Source organism: Okeania sp. SIO2B3 (assembly GCF_010672525.1).
Lineage (GTDB): Bacteria > Cyanobacteriota > Cyanobacteriia > Cyanobacteriales > Microcoleaceae > Okeania.
On record NZ_JAAHGH010000008.1, the window covers coordinates 149150 to 167221 of the forward strand.

15 protein-coding genes and 1 tRNA gene are annotated in these 18072 nt (G+C 36.6%); 8 read left to right on the forward strand and 8 right to left on the reverse strand.

All coding sequences use genetic code 11. The annotated features are described in order from the left end of the window. Positions 1-153: 153 nt before the first annotated feature. The 6 genes from F6K15_RS09955 to F6K15_RS09980 form a co-directional block, all read right to left on the reverse strand. A complete protein-coding gene (locus tag F6K15_RS09955) occupies positions 154-1608 on the reverse strand; it encodes a hypothetical protein (RefSeq protein WP_293060348.1) in 1455 nt (484 codons plus the stop codon). A gap of 898 nt (positions 1609-2506) precedes the next feature. Beyond that, complete coding sequence (locus tag F6K15_RS09960) at positions 2507-2812, reverse strand: CpeR family transcriptional regulator (protein ID WP_293060349.1); 306 nt, start codon at positions 2810-2812, stop codon at positions 2507-2509. A 44-nt stretch (positions 2813-2856) separates the two neighbouring features. Beyond that, positions 2857-3477 carry a chromophore lyase CpcT/CpeT gene (locus F6K15_RS09965; RefSeq protein WP_293060350.1) on the reverse strand — a complete coding sequence of 207 codons (621 nt, stop codon included), beginning with the start codon at positions 3475-3477 and terminating at the stop codon, positions 2857-2859. Between the two features lie 602 nt (positions 3478-4079). Then, on the reverse strand, positions 4080-4622 hold the full coding sequence (locus F6K15_RS09970; protein WP_293060351.1) for a phycobiliprotein lyase: 543 nt from the start codon (positions 4620-4622) through the stop codon (positions 4080-4082). Between the two features lie 241 nt (positions 4623-4863). After that, positions 4864-5625, reverse strand: coding sequence for a phycobilisome rod-core linker polypeptide (locus F6K15_RS09975; protein ID WP_293060352.1), 762 nt, complete (start codon positions 5623-5625; stop codon positions 4864-4866). 269 nt (positions 5626-5894) lie between these two features. Continuing rightward, positions 5895-6764 carry a phycobilisome linker polypeptide gene (locus F6K15_RS09980; RefSeq protein WP_293060353.1) on the reverse strand — a complete coding sequence of 290 codons (870 nt, stop codon included), beginning with the start codon at positions 6762-6764 and terminating at the stop codon, positions 5895-5897. A 761-nt stretch (positions 6765-7525) separates the two neighbouring features. Between F6K15_RS09980 and F6K15_RS09985 the strand changes: the two genes are divergently transcribed. From F6K15_RS09985 to F6K15_RS09995, 3 genes are all read left to right on the forward strand, one after another. Continuing rightward, positions 7526-7771: a zinc ribbon domain-containing protein gene (locus F6K15_RS09985; RefSeq protein WP_293060354.1), complete on the forward strand. Its 246-nt coding sequence runs from the start codon at positions 7526-7528 to the stop codon at positions 7769-7771. A 156-nt stretch (positions 7772-7927) separates the two neighbouring features. Next, a complete protein-coding gene (locus F6K15_RS09990; protein WP_293060355.1) occupies positions 7928-9175 on the forward strand; it encodes a transposase in 1248 nt (415 codons plus the stop codon). A 9-nt stretch (positions 9176-9184) separates the two neighbouring features. After that, complete coding sequence (locus F6K15_RS09995; RefSeq protein WP_293060356.1) at positions 9185-10786, forward strand: MBL fold metallo-hydrolase; 1602 nt, start codon at positions 9185-9187, stop codon at positions 10784-10786. Positions 10787-10900: 114 nt separating this feature from the next. Here F6K15_RS09995 and F6K15_RS10000 read toward each other — a convergent pair whose 3' ends face one another. Both F6K15_RS10000 and F6K15_RS10005 read right to left on the reverse strand, forming a co-directional pair. Further along, the gene (locus tag F6K15_RS10000) at positions 10901-11215 is read right to left on the reverse strand and encodes a DUF6679 family protein (RefSeq protein ID WP_293060357.1); all 315 of its coding nucleotides are present in this window, start codon (positions 11213-11215) and stop codon (positions 10901-10903) included. A gap of 127 nt (positions 11216-11342) precedes the next feature. Further along, entirely contained in the window at positions 11343-11480 is a 138-nt protein-coding gene (locus F6K15_RS10005) for a hypothetical protein (RefSeq protein WP_293060358.1), read from the reverse strand. Between the two features lie 697 nt (positions 11481-12177). Here F6K15_RS10005 and F6K15_RS10010 point away from each other — a divergent pair. The 5 genes from F6K15_RS10010 to fba all read left to right on the forward strand — a co-directional run bounded on the left by F6K15_RS10010 (position 12178) and on the right by fba (position 17641). Further along, positions 12178-13935, forward strand: a complete 1758-nt coding sequence (locus tag F6K15_RS10010) for a CapA family protein (protein WP_293060359.1) — start codon at positions 12178-12180, stop codon at positions 13933-13935. A 301-nt stretch (positions 13936-14236) separates the two neighbouring features. Next, positions 14237-15109, forward strand: a complete 873-nt coding sequence (locus tag F6K15_RS10015) for an aldose epimerase (protein WP_293060360.1) — start codon at positions 14237-14239, stop codon at positions 15107-15109. Positions 15110-15333: 224 nt separating this feature from the next. After that, positions 15334-15405: transfer RNA gene (locus tag F6K15_RS10020), tRNA-Lys, on the forward strand. Between the two features lie 107 nt (positions 15406-15512). Next, the gene (locus F6K15_RS10025) at positions 15513-15725 is read left to right on the forward strand and encodes a hypothetical protein (protein WP_293060361.1); all 213 of its coding nucleotides are present in this window, start codon (positions 15513-15515) and stop codon (positions 15723-15725) included. Positions 15726-16561: 836 nt separating this feature from the next. Next, positions 16562-17641: a class II fructose-bisphosphate aldolase gene (gene fba / locus F6K15_RS10030; protein WP_293060362.1), complete on the forward strand. Its 1080-nt coding sequence runs from the start codon at positions 16562-16564 to the stop codon at positions 17639-17641. Positions 17642-18072 lie beyond the last annotated feature (431 nt).

The following is an 18072-nucleotide window of genomic DNA, read 5'->3' on the forward strand; positions in this document are numbered from 1 at the left end:
CTCTACATTCATCAATTACAATTAATAATTGGCGGAGAGTATTTGTCGCTTGGGAAATAAATAATTACCTTCTTCTCCCTGATTTATTCTTAATTTTCCCAACTTAAAATTTCAAATTTTGGAGTCGATCAAAAGAATAATATTTCTTTGATATTATCTAGAAAAAGTACGATTTTGCCATCTATTAAGGATGTGATTTTCTGCCATCATAGATGTAGTTTGTAACTCATAAATTTGCTTTCTTGAAGCCTGTATTGTCTCTACTTGATCGTGAAATTCTTGTTGCAATTTAGTCAGTTTATTTTGGTAATCTGCAATTATTTCTTTTTGCAATTCTGACTGTTTTTCTAAGGCTTCATAAGTTTCCTGTGATACCATTGAACCAACTATAGATTCAAGATATTGCAACTTATTGAGTTGCTCCTTTAACTGGTGCTGCAAAGCTTCATAATTTTCTTTTGACACCATTAAATCAGTCTGTTCTTCAAAACTTTGCAACTTATTTTGCTGTTCTTGTGACTGATTTTGCAAAGTCTCATAAGCTTCTCTAGAAACCATTGTGGTAATTTGTGCTTCTAGATGTTGCAACTTATTTTGCTGTTCTTGTGACTGATTTTGCAGGGTTTCATAACTTTCCAGCAAGACCATTGAAGCTATTTGAGATTCTAGTTTTTGAAGTTGAGTTTGCTGCTCTTGTGACTCTTGCTGGATAGTATCATAAACTTCCTTTGACACCATGGAGGCTATCTGAGATTCTAGTTGCCCAAGACGATCTATTTGCTCCTGTGATTGGTCTTGCAAAGAATCATATACTTCCCTAGATACCATCAAAGCTATTTGCTCTTTTAATTGAGCAATTTGCTCTTGTGACTCTTGCTGAAGATTCCCATAAACTTCCTGAGATACCATGGAGGCTATCTGAGATTCTAGTTTCCCAAGACGATCTATTTGCTCCTGTGATTGGTCTTGCAAAGAATCATATACTTCCCTAGATACCATCAAAGCTATTTGCTCTTCTAGTTGTTTTAGTTGAGCTAGTTGTGCTTGAGATTCTTGCTGGATACTTTGATAACTTTCCTGAGATACCATCAAAGCTACTTGCTCTTCTAGTTGCTTGAGTTGAGCTAGTTGTGCTTGAGACTCTAAGATTGCTTTTTTGTCTTCTTCTAATTGTTTGTGCAAAGTTTCATAACTTTCTCTTGACACCATAGTAGTCATTTGGTCTTCCAAATGTTTAACCTGTGCCATCTGAGATGCCAACTCTTGTTGTAAAGCTTGATAACTTTCCGATAACTGATTTTGTGTTTCTACAGACTCAACTAATGGTTCTGGAACTGTCACTATATCCAATTTTTCATCAGATACTTCATTTGTCTTCAGAGCATTATTTACTGTCTCCGATTGATTATCCAGATTTCCTTGGATCTGTGCCGCCTCTCTCAAAATTGCAAGGTCTCCTCTAGCAATGCGCTCAATTAACTCAGACCTGGATAAACCAAGCCCAGTTGCTACCTCCTTTAGCCTCTCAGCGCTAGTAGGAGTCAGAGACACACCGACTTTAACCTTGCTTTCTGAATATGAGGTGGCACCACTACGTTTTCTTGCCATTATAAATCTCCTTGGCCACCATACTTTTTCTAGTATACCGTTGAATGGTATTCCCTTAACGAAGTCATAAGTCAGAAAGCAGAAGTCATAAGTCAGAAAGCAGAAGGCAGAAGGAAAAATTGCTTATGGATAGTCAATGAGAGGATAAAAAGCGGTCGTTTTGCTAGGGCAAAGTTCCGCTAATGGAAGTCGCCGTCATTTTTGCGCAGTATTCCGTAGGAAAAGGCAGAGCTTCCCGTAGGGTGGGTTGAATGGTATTCCCTTAACGAAGTCATAACTCATAAAGCAGAAGGCAGAAGTCATAAAGCAGAAGGCAGAAGGAAAAATTGCTTATTGGTACTTAAACATTTTCTGGTCGAAAAAATGCGTCAAAGCCACTCTAGACAAGGGAATTACGTCGATGCTCTAAAAATGGCTAGAACCCGTGCTTATTCAGGATTTATACCTTTTTGACGTAAAAGCCTTTGCCCGTCTATATTTGAGCCTGTTTTCTGGCTCTATTTTGTTTAAGTCCCATTATGGATCGTCAACGAGAGGATAAAAAGCGATCGTTTTGCTAGGGCAAAGTTCCGCTAATGGAAGTCGCCGTCATTTTTGCGCAGTATTCCGTAAGAAAAGGCAGAGCTTCCCGTAGTGGCGTGTCAAGCTGAAAATGGTGTATTAAATTTTTGAGTATAATTCTTGCTATGACTAAGGTTTGGAGAATTTTCCTAAAACACTATTTCAAGCTTGACGCGCTAGTAGGGTGGGATGGCTCCGAAACCTGCGCTGGCCGACCATCGACCAAGAAAAGAAAAATTTTCCTTTGAGTTAATCCTATCTGTTTTAAAAGAAAGGTAATTGTTAATTGTTAATAATTAATTATTAATTATTAATTATTAATTATTAATTGTTGAATCTAACCCCGTTCATCAAACCTTGTATAAAAACCGCCGTTCTTGACCCAGTATTGTTTCAAATCGTGGTGGGGTGTATGGAGACTTGCTTTTGCTTGATAAAGAACTACTTTTCTATGATTACCAATCCAAATTTTCTTAATAGGTTTGACAGATATCAAACTTCCGCCCAATGTTTGAACACATTCTGCGAACCTATCAACTGTAGAATATTCTACTGTCTCAAACAAGAAAAAGTTTCCTGAACAGATTAAATGTCTGCTTCTAATCCAGCTTTGCATTTTTTTTTCTGCTACTGGTGGCAACATTTTTTATTAGTCCTCCCTCAAGACTGTTTCATAATTTGTTGCCTTCAATTTTTTATGGGTAATTCATCAGCAAAACTTATTTTTTTTTCAAACTTTAACTTTCCTGCTTTAGACCCCCAAACCTGTTTGTGTTTATTAACATCCATCCCTTTATCTAAACTTTCCCATGTTTGCTCAGTTAATTCTACTTCACTAACTAGATAAGTCTCACATCCTCTCTTATTAATTAAACATTTATTTCCAGGTTCAACACTCCCTAAAAATTTTTCTCCATCTCGTTTAAAAACCATTGAGCAATGATAACGACGTTCTATATTTTCTGGAGTAATAGTATGTAAAATCTCCAGCTCTCTTGCTGCACCTGCATAGAGAATAGGGTCTTTGAGGCGATAATTTTCTATATAAATATGGTCGCCTTTATCTATAAGTTTATGAACTCCTTGACGATATGGACTCCAAAGGTCATAATCATAAACTTGCTCTGAATAAAAACCTATGCCAGAAAAAAATTGATATGGCAAAGGTCGGAAATAAACATGAATATGAGCATAAAGAACTCGATTTGTAGAAGCTTGTTTTTGATTACTAAAGCCTCCTGCCATCCAACTAGCTAGAGTAATAATATTGTTTGATTTTGTCTGATTTTCTGTATGGGAAATAATCATATTTTACCTTCCCTTTTTTTCTTCATAATTCTTTTTTTATTCGACCGCCAATTCTGGCTAACTGAGTAAAATTATATTTTTTTAAAGTATGTATAATCTAGGCTAGGTTAGGTAAATGATGAAATTTTTAGACTACCTGTTCTATATAATTTCATATTTTGTACCTTATCTGAACAAAATAAGATTATAGATATTAAATATTAAGTATCTGGGCAAATTTAATTACCGAATAATTAAATAATTCTGGTTTAAATCCTCCCCTTTTAAGGGAAAAAAAGAAATAATATTTCCTTATATTCAATTCCGTAACGGTTTTAACCAGAGGTAATTATCAATTATCAATTAATGAAAAATGACTTTTGGGAAAACCTTAAAAACTTAGGTGAATTTTGGTTAAATCTATTTTGCTAACCTACCTTATTCTGGTTTTTAGCCACTTATATCATGTCCGGATAAGAGTGTGATAGAACTCCGTTCCGCTTACACGACCAAAAAACTTTCTCCTTTTCCGACTCTTGTTTCTTCCCTCCTGACTACTGACTCCTCAGTCGTTTATTTATAAGTATTCAACCGGATATGATATTAACCGTGATAGACAAGACTCATGATTTTTCCTGAGTTGACAAAGAACGAATTTCTGATGAAAAAGAGGCAGTTAACACACCATTACCATCACTCGTTTTAATCAAAGATACTCGAAACCTGAGATTGGGAGTACCAAACCAAATTTTTTCTTCTGCAGCAGCACGGTCATATTCTGTATGTAGAATAAAAGTACCATCTTCAGTAATTTGATATTCTCCCACCGCAGCAATAGTTTCTGCATAACCTTGAGAACGTAATAACTTTCCTTTTTTGAGATTATCCAGCTCGGGTATTGGCACTAATACACAACTACCTTCAATAACTTCATCATCATCCCAGTCAGATTCTCCTTGCCAACTCATCTGAAAAGGAGAAACAGCTTGAGCAATATCTACTTCACTAGACTTACACAATTCTATAACTTCTGGAGCCGTTTTTGGTAAAGAGACAATATCTATCGTGGACCGGACTTCCTCAAAATGACTAAATGCTAAATTATGGCCACTACGTTGCGATCGCCAGCATCCTATAGAGCGTTCAACAAATTCTACAACATCCATTCTTCCTATCTTGAATAATATTTAATCAGGAACCTGTTAGTTTAAAACAGGTCCCTCTGAAAATAGCAGTTAGCAGTCAGCGGTCAGCGGTCAGCTCTCAAGGCGTATTATGGGATATACTTAAGAGTAGACGCTCCGCGTCTACAAACCACCAGAAAACGAACACCACGCGCTTTTTCAAATAAGTGTGGGGGACGCCTAACCTGCCGATTTTAGCTGATAGCTGATAGCTGATAGCTTGTTAACCAACTTCAGTAATTTTCAGGATTTTACCACCTGTTCTCTGAATACTGTTGATTTTTGAAGTTAGCTGCTCGTAAGATACTGTATAAGTTGTTTTACTCAGTTTTACAGTAGGACCAATACCATTTTTAGTAACTAAGATTTGGAAACGTTTGATTCTGTTGTTATAAGGTCCACTTAAATATGAAGGTGGAACAATTTCCGTAGCAAGGTTAGTCGCTAAATCTGAAGTTAGTCGGGAAGATTTGTTTCTGTCACTTGTAGCATATCCTCTTTCCAGAGCAAATGTCCGATTGAATGTGACATTTTTCATGCCAACTATAGTGCTATTACCCCGTGGGTATGGAACAATGTTTTCCCCAAAGTTTTCAGCATACTCTTCGCTGTCTATATAAGAATCAATTTCTGCCTCATATCCTTGTTCATTGTATATAAGGATATGTTCAGAAATTTCTGCTTGGTCTTGGGGAGCACGACCTAATAAATGCTTAAAGTTTAGTTCTATGAATCCATAAGGAGAAGATGATTCAAAAAACAAGGAGAAATATAGGTCTGACTTAGCAACCATACTAACAAATTGGCGGACAGAAATATCTCCATTTCGGAGTGATGATTCCCCGCTAGTTAGACGTTGACTCTCCATTACATGGATATTTCCCAGAACTTGCTTATAAACAGCTCGAATCACTGCTTGTATTTCATCTTCTGTAGCATTAGAACGTAGTTCTATTGGATCTACTGTGTCTACCCAAAGTGACATTCTTAACTCCTCTAATTAAAAGATTTTGATTTTTTCTATTGATTATGATTGCAGTTTTCATGGTTAATAGCCATTAATTTAACAAGTATAAACATCATAGCCATTAACCATGAATCACTGCAAAATTCTTGAAAAATTTTACCCTTGACTTATCCTTAATATTGCTAAATTATCACAACTTTAATTGTGTTAATTTAACTTTTAGTTATTAGGAATCTAGCAACTAAGATATTCATGGAAAAGAGTAAATAATTTTCTAATTTTAAGCCCTAGCTAACAGGAGTAATACTGGAAATTACACCACCCTGCTGATGAATCCTTTGGTACTCTTTAGAAAGTTGATCGAAAGGCACCAAAAATACTTGGTTACTACGGCGGAATTTGGAAACACGATTTACTACTTTTGAGCGGTAAGCTGTTACTTCAACGCGGTAAACTTTACCACTAGAACTAGCTCCTACTCCATGTCTACTTCTAGCACCTAAAGGTGTATCTTGGAATGACCAACCATCTGAACCACCAGAAGGAGGAACCACTGCCAAAGGTGTTTCTTGAATCACATATTTATTCAAAGCAGGGCTTTTTCCAGACAAACTTCCTTTTAAGTCGCTGCTGGAAGCACCTCGTAATAGTTGGAACATATGAGTAAAACCAACCATTTTTTTGCCGGTTTGGGTTTTATAGCCTCGATAATAAGGAACTATATTTTCCCCATAAGCACTATCATATTCCTCACTATCAATGTAGGAATCAATATCAGCTTCAAAACTTCCTTCGTCAAGGATATTGCTGTGAAACTTCATATCATCGTAGCCATCGGGAGCTCGACCTAAAAAGTGCTTGAAGTTTAATTCAATTGCACGATAGCGGGGGCAACTTTCAAAGAACCGAGAACGATACAAGTCAGAACGTCCAACTTCACGTACAAATTCACGGACAGTAATTTCGCCTTCTTTAAGTTTGGACTCTGGTACAGAGAGTCTTTCACTATCCATGACGTAAGCATTACCCAGAACTTGTCTATAGACAGCTCGAATCACAGTTTCTTTTTCTTCTGATGAGCTTCCGGGTAACAGTTCCACGGGTTCTGTATCTTCAAAAAGGCCAACCCCTAATTGAGATGCTGGTCCAAAAACCATTTGAACTATCTCCTAGGTAAAATCTGGTTTGCTGAAAAAATGTATTTTTTAGTTACAAAACTGAAAAATTTTGGCTCATTCCTACAATCTATTCCTGGTTCAGGAACTTAGATTGTATAAATTTATGAGCTTATTTCTTTAAGTTTTCTACTTTTTTGGAATATACACTGCTAGCAAGCTCTTATTTATAAAGAATTATAAAGTTTTGTAAATATACAGAAATATATACTAGATTTCTTCTCATTAAAGTTAAGCTAGCAATTACAGAAGTTATCGAGTTAATGAGGTACAAAGTTTATCTAGGGAACAGGGAACAGGAAATACAGAAATAATATAGTCTTATCACTGTACTTCATACTTCCTCAAAAATGCTGTAACATGAAAAAAAATTGTTCAGAAAAAAAAAATAGATCAAAACTTTTTAAGTATTAGCTAAATCGTCGAGAAGTCTCGCGCCATAATCTCTGATTTGGCGCGATATAAATCGGCGGTAAATTAATGGGGCATTGAACCCCATTAATTTACAAATATTGCTTTTTGCTCAAGACTCAAAAGTTGATGTTATCATAACAATGCTCGAACTAATTTTTGCTGAAGTTATTGCCCACGTAGACGCGGAGCGGCGTGCCGGAGGCAAACTTAAACATTAAAGGGCAAGCATTGACCCGTTTGAGTAAATCAATTAATGATGTGATTTGGGGGACAATTTCTAACTATTTTGACTGTCAAAGCTGTTAGCGCAGCTCCTCCGCAGGAGGCAAATGCTGGAGGTGAAAACCATAGCAGTGAATCCTCAAAATACCAGCCAAGATTGCTCGAATTGCGGTGAAAAAGTTCCGAAAGAATTATCTCAAAGAACTCATTCTTGCCTACGCTGCGGTATCATCATAGACCGCGACTTGAATGTGGCAATAAATATAAAAAATAGGGCGGCGGGGCATCCCGTCCTTAAAGCACGCGCTTGTCCGATGCAGTGGCAGGACTGCGAAACGAGAAGCCTACACTAAGCTGACACTATAGTGTGGGAGTATGTCACATTTTTGGCGATGCAATATTTAAAAAACTTGTGAAAAATATAGATTATTGTAGAAATTTTTTGAAATTATCAAAAAGTTGAAAAACTTGTATCATTATGTTTCTATCAACCCCGGAAAATTTCCACCATGCGCACTGCTTACCAATATAAATTAAGGCCGAACAAAGAACAAATAGCCACCATAGAAATGTGGTTAGAATTGTTGCGTCGGCAGTACAACTATCGGTTAGGCGAGCGGTTCTCGTGGTGGTCAGAAAACCGTTGTCCAATTAACGCTTGCCCCTTAGTCATGCCCATTCCTCAACTAAGAGAAAATCCAAACTATTACTCTCAAAAACGAAATTTGGTCAATACCAAAGACAAGTTTTCTGGGTACAAGCTAATTCATTCTCAAGTTTTACAGGATTGCATAAAACGGGTAAAACTTGCCTTTGATAGATGGTTTAAGGTCGACAAAAATGGACATAAATTAGGGAAACCAAGGTTTAAGGGAAAAGAGCGTTATCGCAGTTTTACTTATCCTCAAATCAAACAAAACTGTATTGAAGAAAATCAAATTAATTTGCCCAAAATTGGAAAGGTAAAGTTAATTCAGCATCGTCCAATACCAGAAGGGTTTATAATAAAAACAGTGACGATTAGTCGTAAAGCTGATGGTTATTATGTGACTTTATCCCTAGAAGACAAATCAGTTCCAGATTTAACAACTGAAGTGGAACCTACATTAAAAAACACTCTGGGAATTGATATGGGAGAGAAGGAATTCTTAGTAAAAAGTGAAGGAGAATCTGTCCCCATACCTCAATACTATCGAAAATCTCAGCAACGATTAAAGACTCGACAAAAACGTTTATATCGAAAGAAAAAAGGTAGCAAAAGGTGGTTAAAAGCTATTCTAGCTGTAGCAAAACGACATAAAAAAGTTGCCGATAAACGTAAAGATTTTCATTTAAAAACAGCCAATAAATTGTTATCAAAAGCGGATGTTATTGCCCAAGAAAACTTAAACATAAAAGGGTTAGCAAAGACTCGTTTGAGTAAATCAATGAACGATGCTGGATGGAGTCAATTCCTGTCTATTTTAACTGTCAAAGCCGGAAATGCTGGACAGAAAACTATAGCAGTAAACCACAAAAATACCAGCCAAGATTGCTCAAATTGTGGTGAAAAAGTCCCCAAAGAATTAAACATACGAACTCATTCTTGTCGGCATTGCGGTACTGTAATAGACCGCGACTTTGCGCAGCATGACCTAGGAAATGCAGCGATAAATATCAAAAATAGGACGGTAGGGCATTCCGTCCTTAAAGCTCGTGGATCCCGATGCAATGGCAGGGCTACGAAACGAGAAGCCCGCACTATAGTGCTAGCTTAGTGTGGGAGTATGTTACAATGTTTAGCTTACAGTGTAGGTCATGGAGATGATGGAATATGTCTGCTGGCTAGGATAGGTCCACACCGGATTTTATTAGATTGTGGTATTACAGATATTTCATTATTGACTAATGAAAATAAACAACTGGTCCCAGCAGATATTGTCCTATGTACTCACGCACATTCAGACCATGCTCAAGGACTACTTGCACTTCATCAAGCTTTTCCACAGTTACCAATATATGCTAGTGAAGCAACAACTAAACTTTTGCCCCTCAATTGGTCAAAATTTGCTGTTTCTGAAATCCCTGACTTCTGTCAACCTTTACCTTGGCACTCACCAATAGAACTTTGTAGTGGTCTAACTGTAGAGCTTTTTCCTGCTGGTCATTTACCTGGAGCAACAGCTTTTCTTCTAACTTATATAGCTGAAGATAATCGAACCTATAAGCTTTTATACACAGGAGATTTATTTTTATCCAATAGTCGTTTAGTCGAAGGTTTGCCTCTAGGAGATTTACGAGGACTAAAACCAGATGTGTTAATAATTGAGGGTAGTTATGGTACAGCTCGTTATCCACATCGCCGACAGTTAGAAAATCATCTTGCAGAAAGAATATATCAAGCTATTACTTCTGGAAAATCGGTTATTTTGCCCACTCCTGCTTTAGGATTAGCACAAGAATTATTAATGCTCCTGCGCAGCCATCATTATTTCACAGGTCGCGATCTGGACATTTGGGTAGAGGAACAAGTTGCCCAAGTTTGTGACCTTTATTTGCAACTATTATCCGAATTTCCTCCAGCAGTTAAAAATTTTGCTCAACATCAACCTTTATTTTGGGACGAAAAGGTAAGACCGCGTGTGCTGAGGCAGTTGCCAGGAAAAATTCCTTCTGGAGAAAAGCCTTATATTCTCATTGCTGCTCAGGATACAGATTTAAGTCAATATGTTATGAATCAAGATAATTCTTTTGTTGTATTAATACCTGAAACACCAGGAAAAATTTCACAAGAGTTGAATTTTGTTCATACTGAAACATATCTTCTGACCGATCATTGCGATGGACTGGGAACCACACAGTTAATTCACAACCTACGTCCTCAACATATAGTTTTTGTTCATGGCAGTCCTAGTTATTTAGCTGACCTTACTAATCTCGAAGAGTTACACAACCGTTATCAACTCCACTCTCCAGGTAATGGTGTTTTGGTAGAGTTACCAATTGGTGATACATTTATAGTACCTACATTAACTGAAACTAATTATGAGGGAGAATTAACTGAGTTGGACACAGAGGTAATAGTTTCTTTACCTCAGAGCATTACAAATGATAGTCGTTGGCCAATTTTTGCGGATACAGGTATTGTGGAAGTTCGTTGGCAAGGAGAAGAGCTAGTTATGAGAGGAATTTCTCAACGACAACTTCTTTATCAGACTGGCGATCGCTTTATTTCTCCTGAGTTAGATTGTTGCGGTAATTGTTTATATTATCGAGGACAACGTTGCTCAAATCCTACTTCAGCTCTATATGGATTTAGGGTAACATTTGATGGGTACTGTCCTATGTTTAAGTCCCTTCATTTTCCTTCTACTGAAGAAATAGAATGAAATGATTAATTCATCAAGCTTCATTACATGAAAAAACCTGTTTAAGATATGGTTTTGTATTTGACCATAATAAACCAGTTAAAGACATATTATATTAATATCATATCTTAAATATTATTCTTGCTGATTTGATTCTGGTTTGCGATCGCGAATTCGTTCAGCTTCTGGACAATCTTCAGATACTAGAGGGTCAATATTATTCCTTGGGACAGATGCTAATTTTTGGGTAATCGCCCCTATACTTTCTAAACGTACCATTTCTTCCCAGGAACAGATTTCATCATCTTCATCTGTTTCATAGCGTATAGTTACTAAATCTCCCTCTATATCTAATATCTTTGCTTTTTCAATCCAACGCTGCTGATCTCGCAAAAAAATACAGACTTCACGACCATCACAACAAAGTTGATATATCTTGCGTTGTAGCATTGGCTTTCTATACTCCCAGTCAATAAGTTTGCTCGAATATACTTACAGAAGATTATTTACTGAAAATGTTGACAAAGACAAATTTTTTCTCTAGACTTGTTAAGTTTAGTGGACACTCAAAACTATATTAAGTTCTATGACTAGCATCACTACCATCAACACATAACTCCCACCCAGGAATTATTAGAGGAGAAATTAATTTTTTAACTTGCAACATTAAAAGGTAATAGGAAGTGCTGTTAGTTTGTAATACTACATTAAACATTCACTCCTAGATATATTGTAGCTTAAATCTAAGTTTTTAGAACAATTTGTTGCCTTTATCTACAATATTAAGAATATTTACTATATTGTTATACTTGATTTTCATTATTTTTAATTCTACTATACAACAGTAATTGATAATTTAAAGTAAAACTATCCACTTCTATTTTAGTATTATTAAAGCTTTTAGCTGATTAACTCAATTAACTTTAGATAATTTTTGAATTTTTTTTAGTAGTCATACTTTACAATACGAGGACAACATCGAAATATTTGCGTTACTTATGGTCATCATTGTCCATACGAGCGCTAATTCCTAATTTATTCATATCTTAAATAGATCAACTTAAAATTCATGGGCTACTATAAAACTTAAAATTTCATCAGGCATAATTCCCCAATCATCAAAGCTTAAATTTATAAATTTAAGCTATATATATTTATATTATTTATATCTTTAAGTATCTTCCTGATTTAATTCTTTAAATATTTTTTTATTTCCATACTAAACTACAGATAATTTTTGTCATACATATTGAAATTGTTGTGTAACGTATGTCAATTTTACTTATAAAGACTTAGACAAAACTTATGATCGGAGTCAGCATGACATACTTGTTTAGACAATATTATAGTATTGTTGATTTATTCAAACTTCTGTACCTACTACCTGAAAGCTTTAACTATTAGGTTAAGATATGACTTACACACCTACTTTAACTCCACCATCTCTTTTGGAATTAGCACGTTCCGGTGATTTTAAGGCGATTAGTTCCTGGATAAATAAAGAATTAAAACCTCAAGGGATATCAGCTAGTTTAGCTAAAGAAACCACTGGATATTTACAAGTTTTAGTAGAGTTTCAGCAAGAACCTCCAACAGATAGATTAATCAAGTTTATTTGTCACCAACTTTATCAACTAAATTCTCCTTTGCTAGAAAGAGTAAACATTATAGGACGTTTTCGTGGTTCACCCAATATCCTCTGGAAACAATCTGTTAGAATCAAACCAAAAAGAACATTAAATAATCAATCTAATATTCCCACCAAAAGTAATAATTTAAAATTTCAAATATTCCGCTCGTTAATATTAATAGGTTCAGTGGTGGCTACCTTTATATTGGGTTGTTGGATAAGTTATTATGAAGTGTTGGTGCGAAATTCAATTTCATCGGTGGAAACTGCTGCTGGAAAAGTACGAGTGATTAATGATATAAGGGTCACAAACCCAAACGACCCTACAGTTACTGTAATGTTTGGTGGAGATGTAAATTTATCTCATCCAGTTTCTGATGTAGTAAAAGGGGATTATAAGTTACCTTTTGCCAAAATGGATGAGTATAGAAAAGCCGATCTGGCAATGGTGAATCTTGAAAATCCTCTGACTCGTTCTACTATCAGCAGTACAAACAGTGATAATAAACTAGCAGTAGATTCTAACTATGTCAATGTCTTAACTTCTGGAGGAGTGGATATAGTCAATTTGGCCAACGATCAAAATATGACTAATGACCAAAAAAGCTTAGTTGAAACAATAGATATTCTAGAGCAGGCAAATATTCACTCTGTAGGAGCGGGCAAAACAAAAGATGAGGCTAGAAAACCAAAGATTATTGAGGTTAAAGGCCAAAAGATTGCCTACCTGAGCTATGATGATACAGATATTCAACCAAATACTGGAATAGTAGGAGTTAACAGTCGCAATAAAGACCAGATAGCTACAGATATTCAAATTCTGAGAAAGCAGGTAGACTGGATTATTGTTAACTATCACTGGGGAGTAAAATTATCAGAATATCCTGGAGACTGGCAGATGGATATAGCTAGGTCAACAATAGATCAAGGTGCTGACTTAGTGGTAGGACATCACCCCAAGGTATTGCAGGGGGCAGAAATTTATAAGGGGCAACCTATTATATATTCTTTGGGTAATTTGATTTCTGGAGATACTTCTAACAAAGAGAATGACTATGAGACAGCAATCTTGAAAGTCTCTTTAAAACCAGGCAAAATGAAGATTGAGTTTTTGCCGATAGTGGTTAGCAAATTCCAACCTCAGGTTGTTACAGGTAAAAAAGGAGAGGAAATTCTCAGTCACATTGCTCAAATTTCTAGTGTTTTTCATCAACCCATGAGAACCCCTCTCAAGATAGATACGATCAATTCTTCTGTAAAGTTTGCTGGTAGTAATTCTAATCCAAGTAGATCAAACTCTAATATTTTATCAACACCAACTTTACCTGAGTTGCCACCTGAAACGACAGAAAATGAGCAAAATTCCACAGATGATCCTCAGAATTTGTCTGGAGGAGAAGCTGGTGTAGATCGTCAGAATAGCTTTTCTCTACCACCAATATTGAATCCTGAAGCAACTGCTAAAGAAGAAAGAGAGTCTTTTATCAAAGAACCTTTTATCAAAGAACCTTTTATTGAATTACCACGTTTAAGAATTTAATTAAAATCATACAAACATTAATAACTATAATAACTATGGCTATATACTATATTTTTTCTATTCAATTATTCCTGCTCAATTATTCTGAAAATATGAGGTATCGAATGACGTAGAACAAAGTGCAAAATGAACATACTATCTAAAAAAAATTGATGGTTTTTCGGAAATTACTATACTGTAATCATATAAAAACTAGAGGTCTAAATAATTATTGGGCAAATCACCAAAAAAGTTGATTTTTATTTCTAGTTATCATCACCCAATGCCCAATATTAAATAATCAATTCCTGAATTAAAAACTGTGTTTGCCATCGCACTTCAACAAAAACAATACAAGACTTATACTCTCTCTGATTTAGGATTTAATTCTAGTATAAATGTCATTCCAGAGAGAGGAGGAATAATTACAAGTTGGTGTATTAATAATCAGGAGCTACTTTACTTTGATTCCAAAAGGCTGGAAAATCAAGAATTAATAGTAAGAGGTGGTATACCTATCCTGTTTCCCATTTGTGGCAACTTGCCGAATAATATATATAAATATAATGGTAATAATTACTTTCTCAAAAAAAATGGATTTGCACGAGAACTACCTTGGGAAGTCATAGAAAAGTCAACTAAAGACCGGGCTTCAATAACTCTAGTTTTAACCAGTAATAGATTAACAAAAACTGTTTATCCCTTCGATTTTAAGTTAACTTTTACTTATCGAGTAAAAGGTAATTCTCTAGAAATATTCCAAGTTTACACTAATTTGAGCAATACAGAAAGGATGCAATTTTCGACAGGGCTACATCCTTATTTTTTTGCTCCAAATAAGCATCAGCTTCGCTTTGATATTCCTTCAATGCAATATGTTGAAACAAAAACAGGAACGGTCCACGATAATAATGGTAAATTTGACCTTAATCAAGGTGAAGTGAATGCACTATTTGAAAAATTAACAGGCTTGGCCACTACCGTTTACGATCAAAGTCGTGGTCTAAAGATTATTCTGAGTTATACATCTCCTTATTCTACTATGGCTTTCTGGACAGTTAAAAATCAAGAATTTTATTGTTTAGAACCATGGACAGCTCCTCCAAATTCTCTAAATACGGGTTATCGCTTGATTGATTTAGAGCCTGGATCTTCCTGTGAAATGATAGTTAGACTCACTGCACTATTTTTGTGATACTTGCATATTATATGTATATCTATGAGAAGGATTGACTAATCAATATCGTTATCCTTACATATTTAGTTTAGTGTTGATTTGTCCCTTAGCTATATAGAGACAGAACTAAATTGTCCATCAAGTTTTCACGATATTTAAAATTTTTTTTCTGAAAGCTATTGCAATATTAATTATGACTATGCTATATTTAGTATAAGTGTGGAATAAGAAATAACTAGGAAGGGTCGCTAGCTCAACGGTAGAGTACTCGGCTTTTAACCGATTTGTTCCGGGTTCGAATCCCGGGCGACCCATTAATTAAAAACTTAAAAATGATTAATTTAGAGCTTAACCACTGCTCTATAAGCTTTTGATCTCAACGTTGGTTGAAGACCCGCTCTCTCCTGAAGGGGAGCGTCGCATGGGAAAACCAATCAATTTTGCAGCGCATGCCAATAGTGTCTTAGTCTTAAAGAAGGCTGCTGGGCTAGCAATGTCAGCGCCAGTCGCTCATGGGGGAAACCCCCAAGACCGCGCTGACTTGTCTGTGGAGCGCGCCTTTAGACCAGAAAGAGGTTTGGCCTTGGAGGCAGGTGCGGAGCGAAGCAGAAAGTCCAGCAACCGCGAGGTTTAGGAATCCCGCGCTGTCTCGTGAGAGCAGCGTCGGAAGGATGTTAACTTCAATATAATATATAAGCCATTTGGAATATTAGCCTGGGTAAAAATTTTTGAGCTACGAGTAGGAACTGGAGTAGAGGCAATACAGGAAAAGGGAGTAAGGGAATAGGGAGGTAGGAGAGTGTGGTAGAAGTAAAGATAAGAGTAATTAACACGCTCCTAGCTCGTAATTGTCAAATTGGTTTTTCCTGGGTCATGCTACGCAAACATCCCGACGCTCCCCTGAGCAGAGAGCGCGGGCCTTCAACCAACGTTGAGATAAACGTTGTACATAAATATAGTCATATGTAGTTAAATATAGTTTTTTGTCTCCATAAATTTGGGCGACGACCTTCGATAATTTAACAATGTCTGTGATAATAGAAAATCAAATAGCCTCAAGAGTCAACGATCTGATTTCAATAGGGTGAAATTCCACCGACTGACACGCTACCTCTAGATACATAAGAACCTACGTCCAAGCCTCTGTATTATGACCAAGTAGAAATTGAATCAGGGAGATAATCGAAAAAGAGGAAAAGAAAAAGCAGCTCTCTTATGTCTTTGACTATAGGAAGCGAGGTTGTTGTAGTGCCTCCTTTCCTAGGTCATGCTGCGCAAACGGAGGAGCTACGCTAACACGAGCGTCAGGGTAACACCTGCGCTCCGAAGGATATATCTTATGTGACTATATTTTTATGAACTAATAGATAGACATAATCTTCAATATGTCTTAATATTGTCGTAAGATTTAAGCTTAAGTAAATCAAATTTACCGATCGGCTAATAACAAAAAATATAGGAGGACAAGGTATGGCTATCGTACCAATGCGGTTATTATTAGACCACGCAGCAGAAAACGGTTATGGAATTCCTGCATATAATGTCAACAACATGGAGCAAATTCAGTCCATTATGCAGGCGGCTGATGAAACAAACAGTCCTGTAATTCTTCAAGCTTCTCGTGGAGCGCGTAAATATGCGGGTGAAATTTTTCTACGTCACTTAATTATAGCCGCCGTAGAGACATATCCTCATATTCCCATCGCCATGCACCAAGACCATGGTAATGCACCCTCTACTTGCTATTCCGCTATGCGCCATGGTTTCACTAGCGTGATGATGGACGGTTCTCTAGAGGCAGATGCTAAGACTCCTGCTAGCTTCGACTATAACGTTAATGTTACTGCTGAAGTAGTTAAAGTTGCTCACTCCATTGGTGTAAGTGTAGAAGGAGAACTAGGTTGTTTAGGTTCTCTAGAAACTGGTATGGGCGATAAAGAAGATGGTCATGGTGCAGAAGGCGTCCTTTCTCGCGAACAACTTTTGACAGACCCAGATGAAGCAGTAGAATTTGTAGAACGTACCCAAGTAGATGCTCTAGCAGTTGCTATTGGTACTAGCCATGGTGCTTACAAGTTTACCCGTAAGCCTACAGGAGAAATTCTAGCCATTAGCCGTATTGAAGAAATTCACCGTCGCCTACCCAATACTCACTTGGTTATGCATGGTTCTTCTTCTGTCCCTCAAGACTTGTTGGAAATGATCAACAAATATGGTGGTTCAATTCCAGAAACTTATGGTGTACCAGTAGAAGAAATTCAAAAAGGAATTAAGAGTGGTGTTCGTAAGGTAAACATCGATACGGATAACCGTTTGGCCATTACCGCTGCTATTCGTGAAGCTGCGGCTAAAGATCCTTCTAACTTTGACCCTCGTCACTTTATGAAGCCTTCTATCAAGTACATGAAACAGGTTTGTGCCGATCGCTATCAACAATTTGGCACTGCTGGTAATGCTAGCAAAATTAAGGTTCAGACTTTGGATGAGTTTGCTGCTAAATATGCTAGTGGAGAATTAGCTGCGACTACTAAAAAAGCAGTAGCAGTCTAATTTCTGAAATATCTAATTAGTTTAGTTAATGAGAAGCCCTGAAAATAATTAGGGTTTCTCATTTTTTTTTAACATTCTTAACTGCTCAATCAAGAAAGCCACTACTTTAATTTAATTATTGCTCTGCTGATTAAATCTAAAAGCATTGACATATAAAGAAAAGTGCCTTTTTGGGGTCGAATTGCAGTGCAAATTTTTCAGCTATTGATGCTCAAAAAGTTAGGGCGTGTCATCAATTAGCTCTAGGTGCCATGCTATGACTGAATTTCATGCCGTGAGTGACTCGGCAGTCACAACCGCTCAAAACCTATCCGTGACAGGGGTCTGGGATTTAAATGATGACACGCCCTAGTATTTTAGGCTCATAGTTGGGCAGAAAAATCCCAAATTGACAATTGTTACTCCTACCTCCTCGGTCATTCCCATTTCTC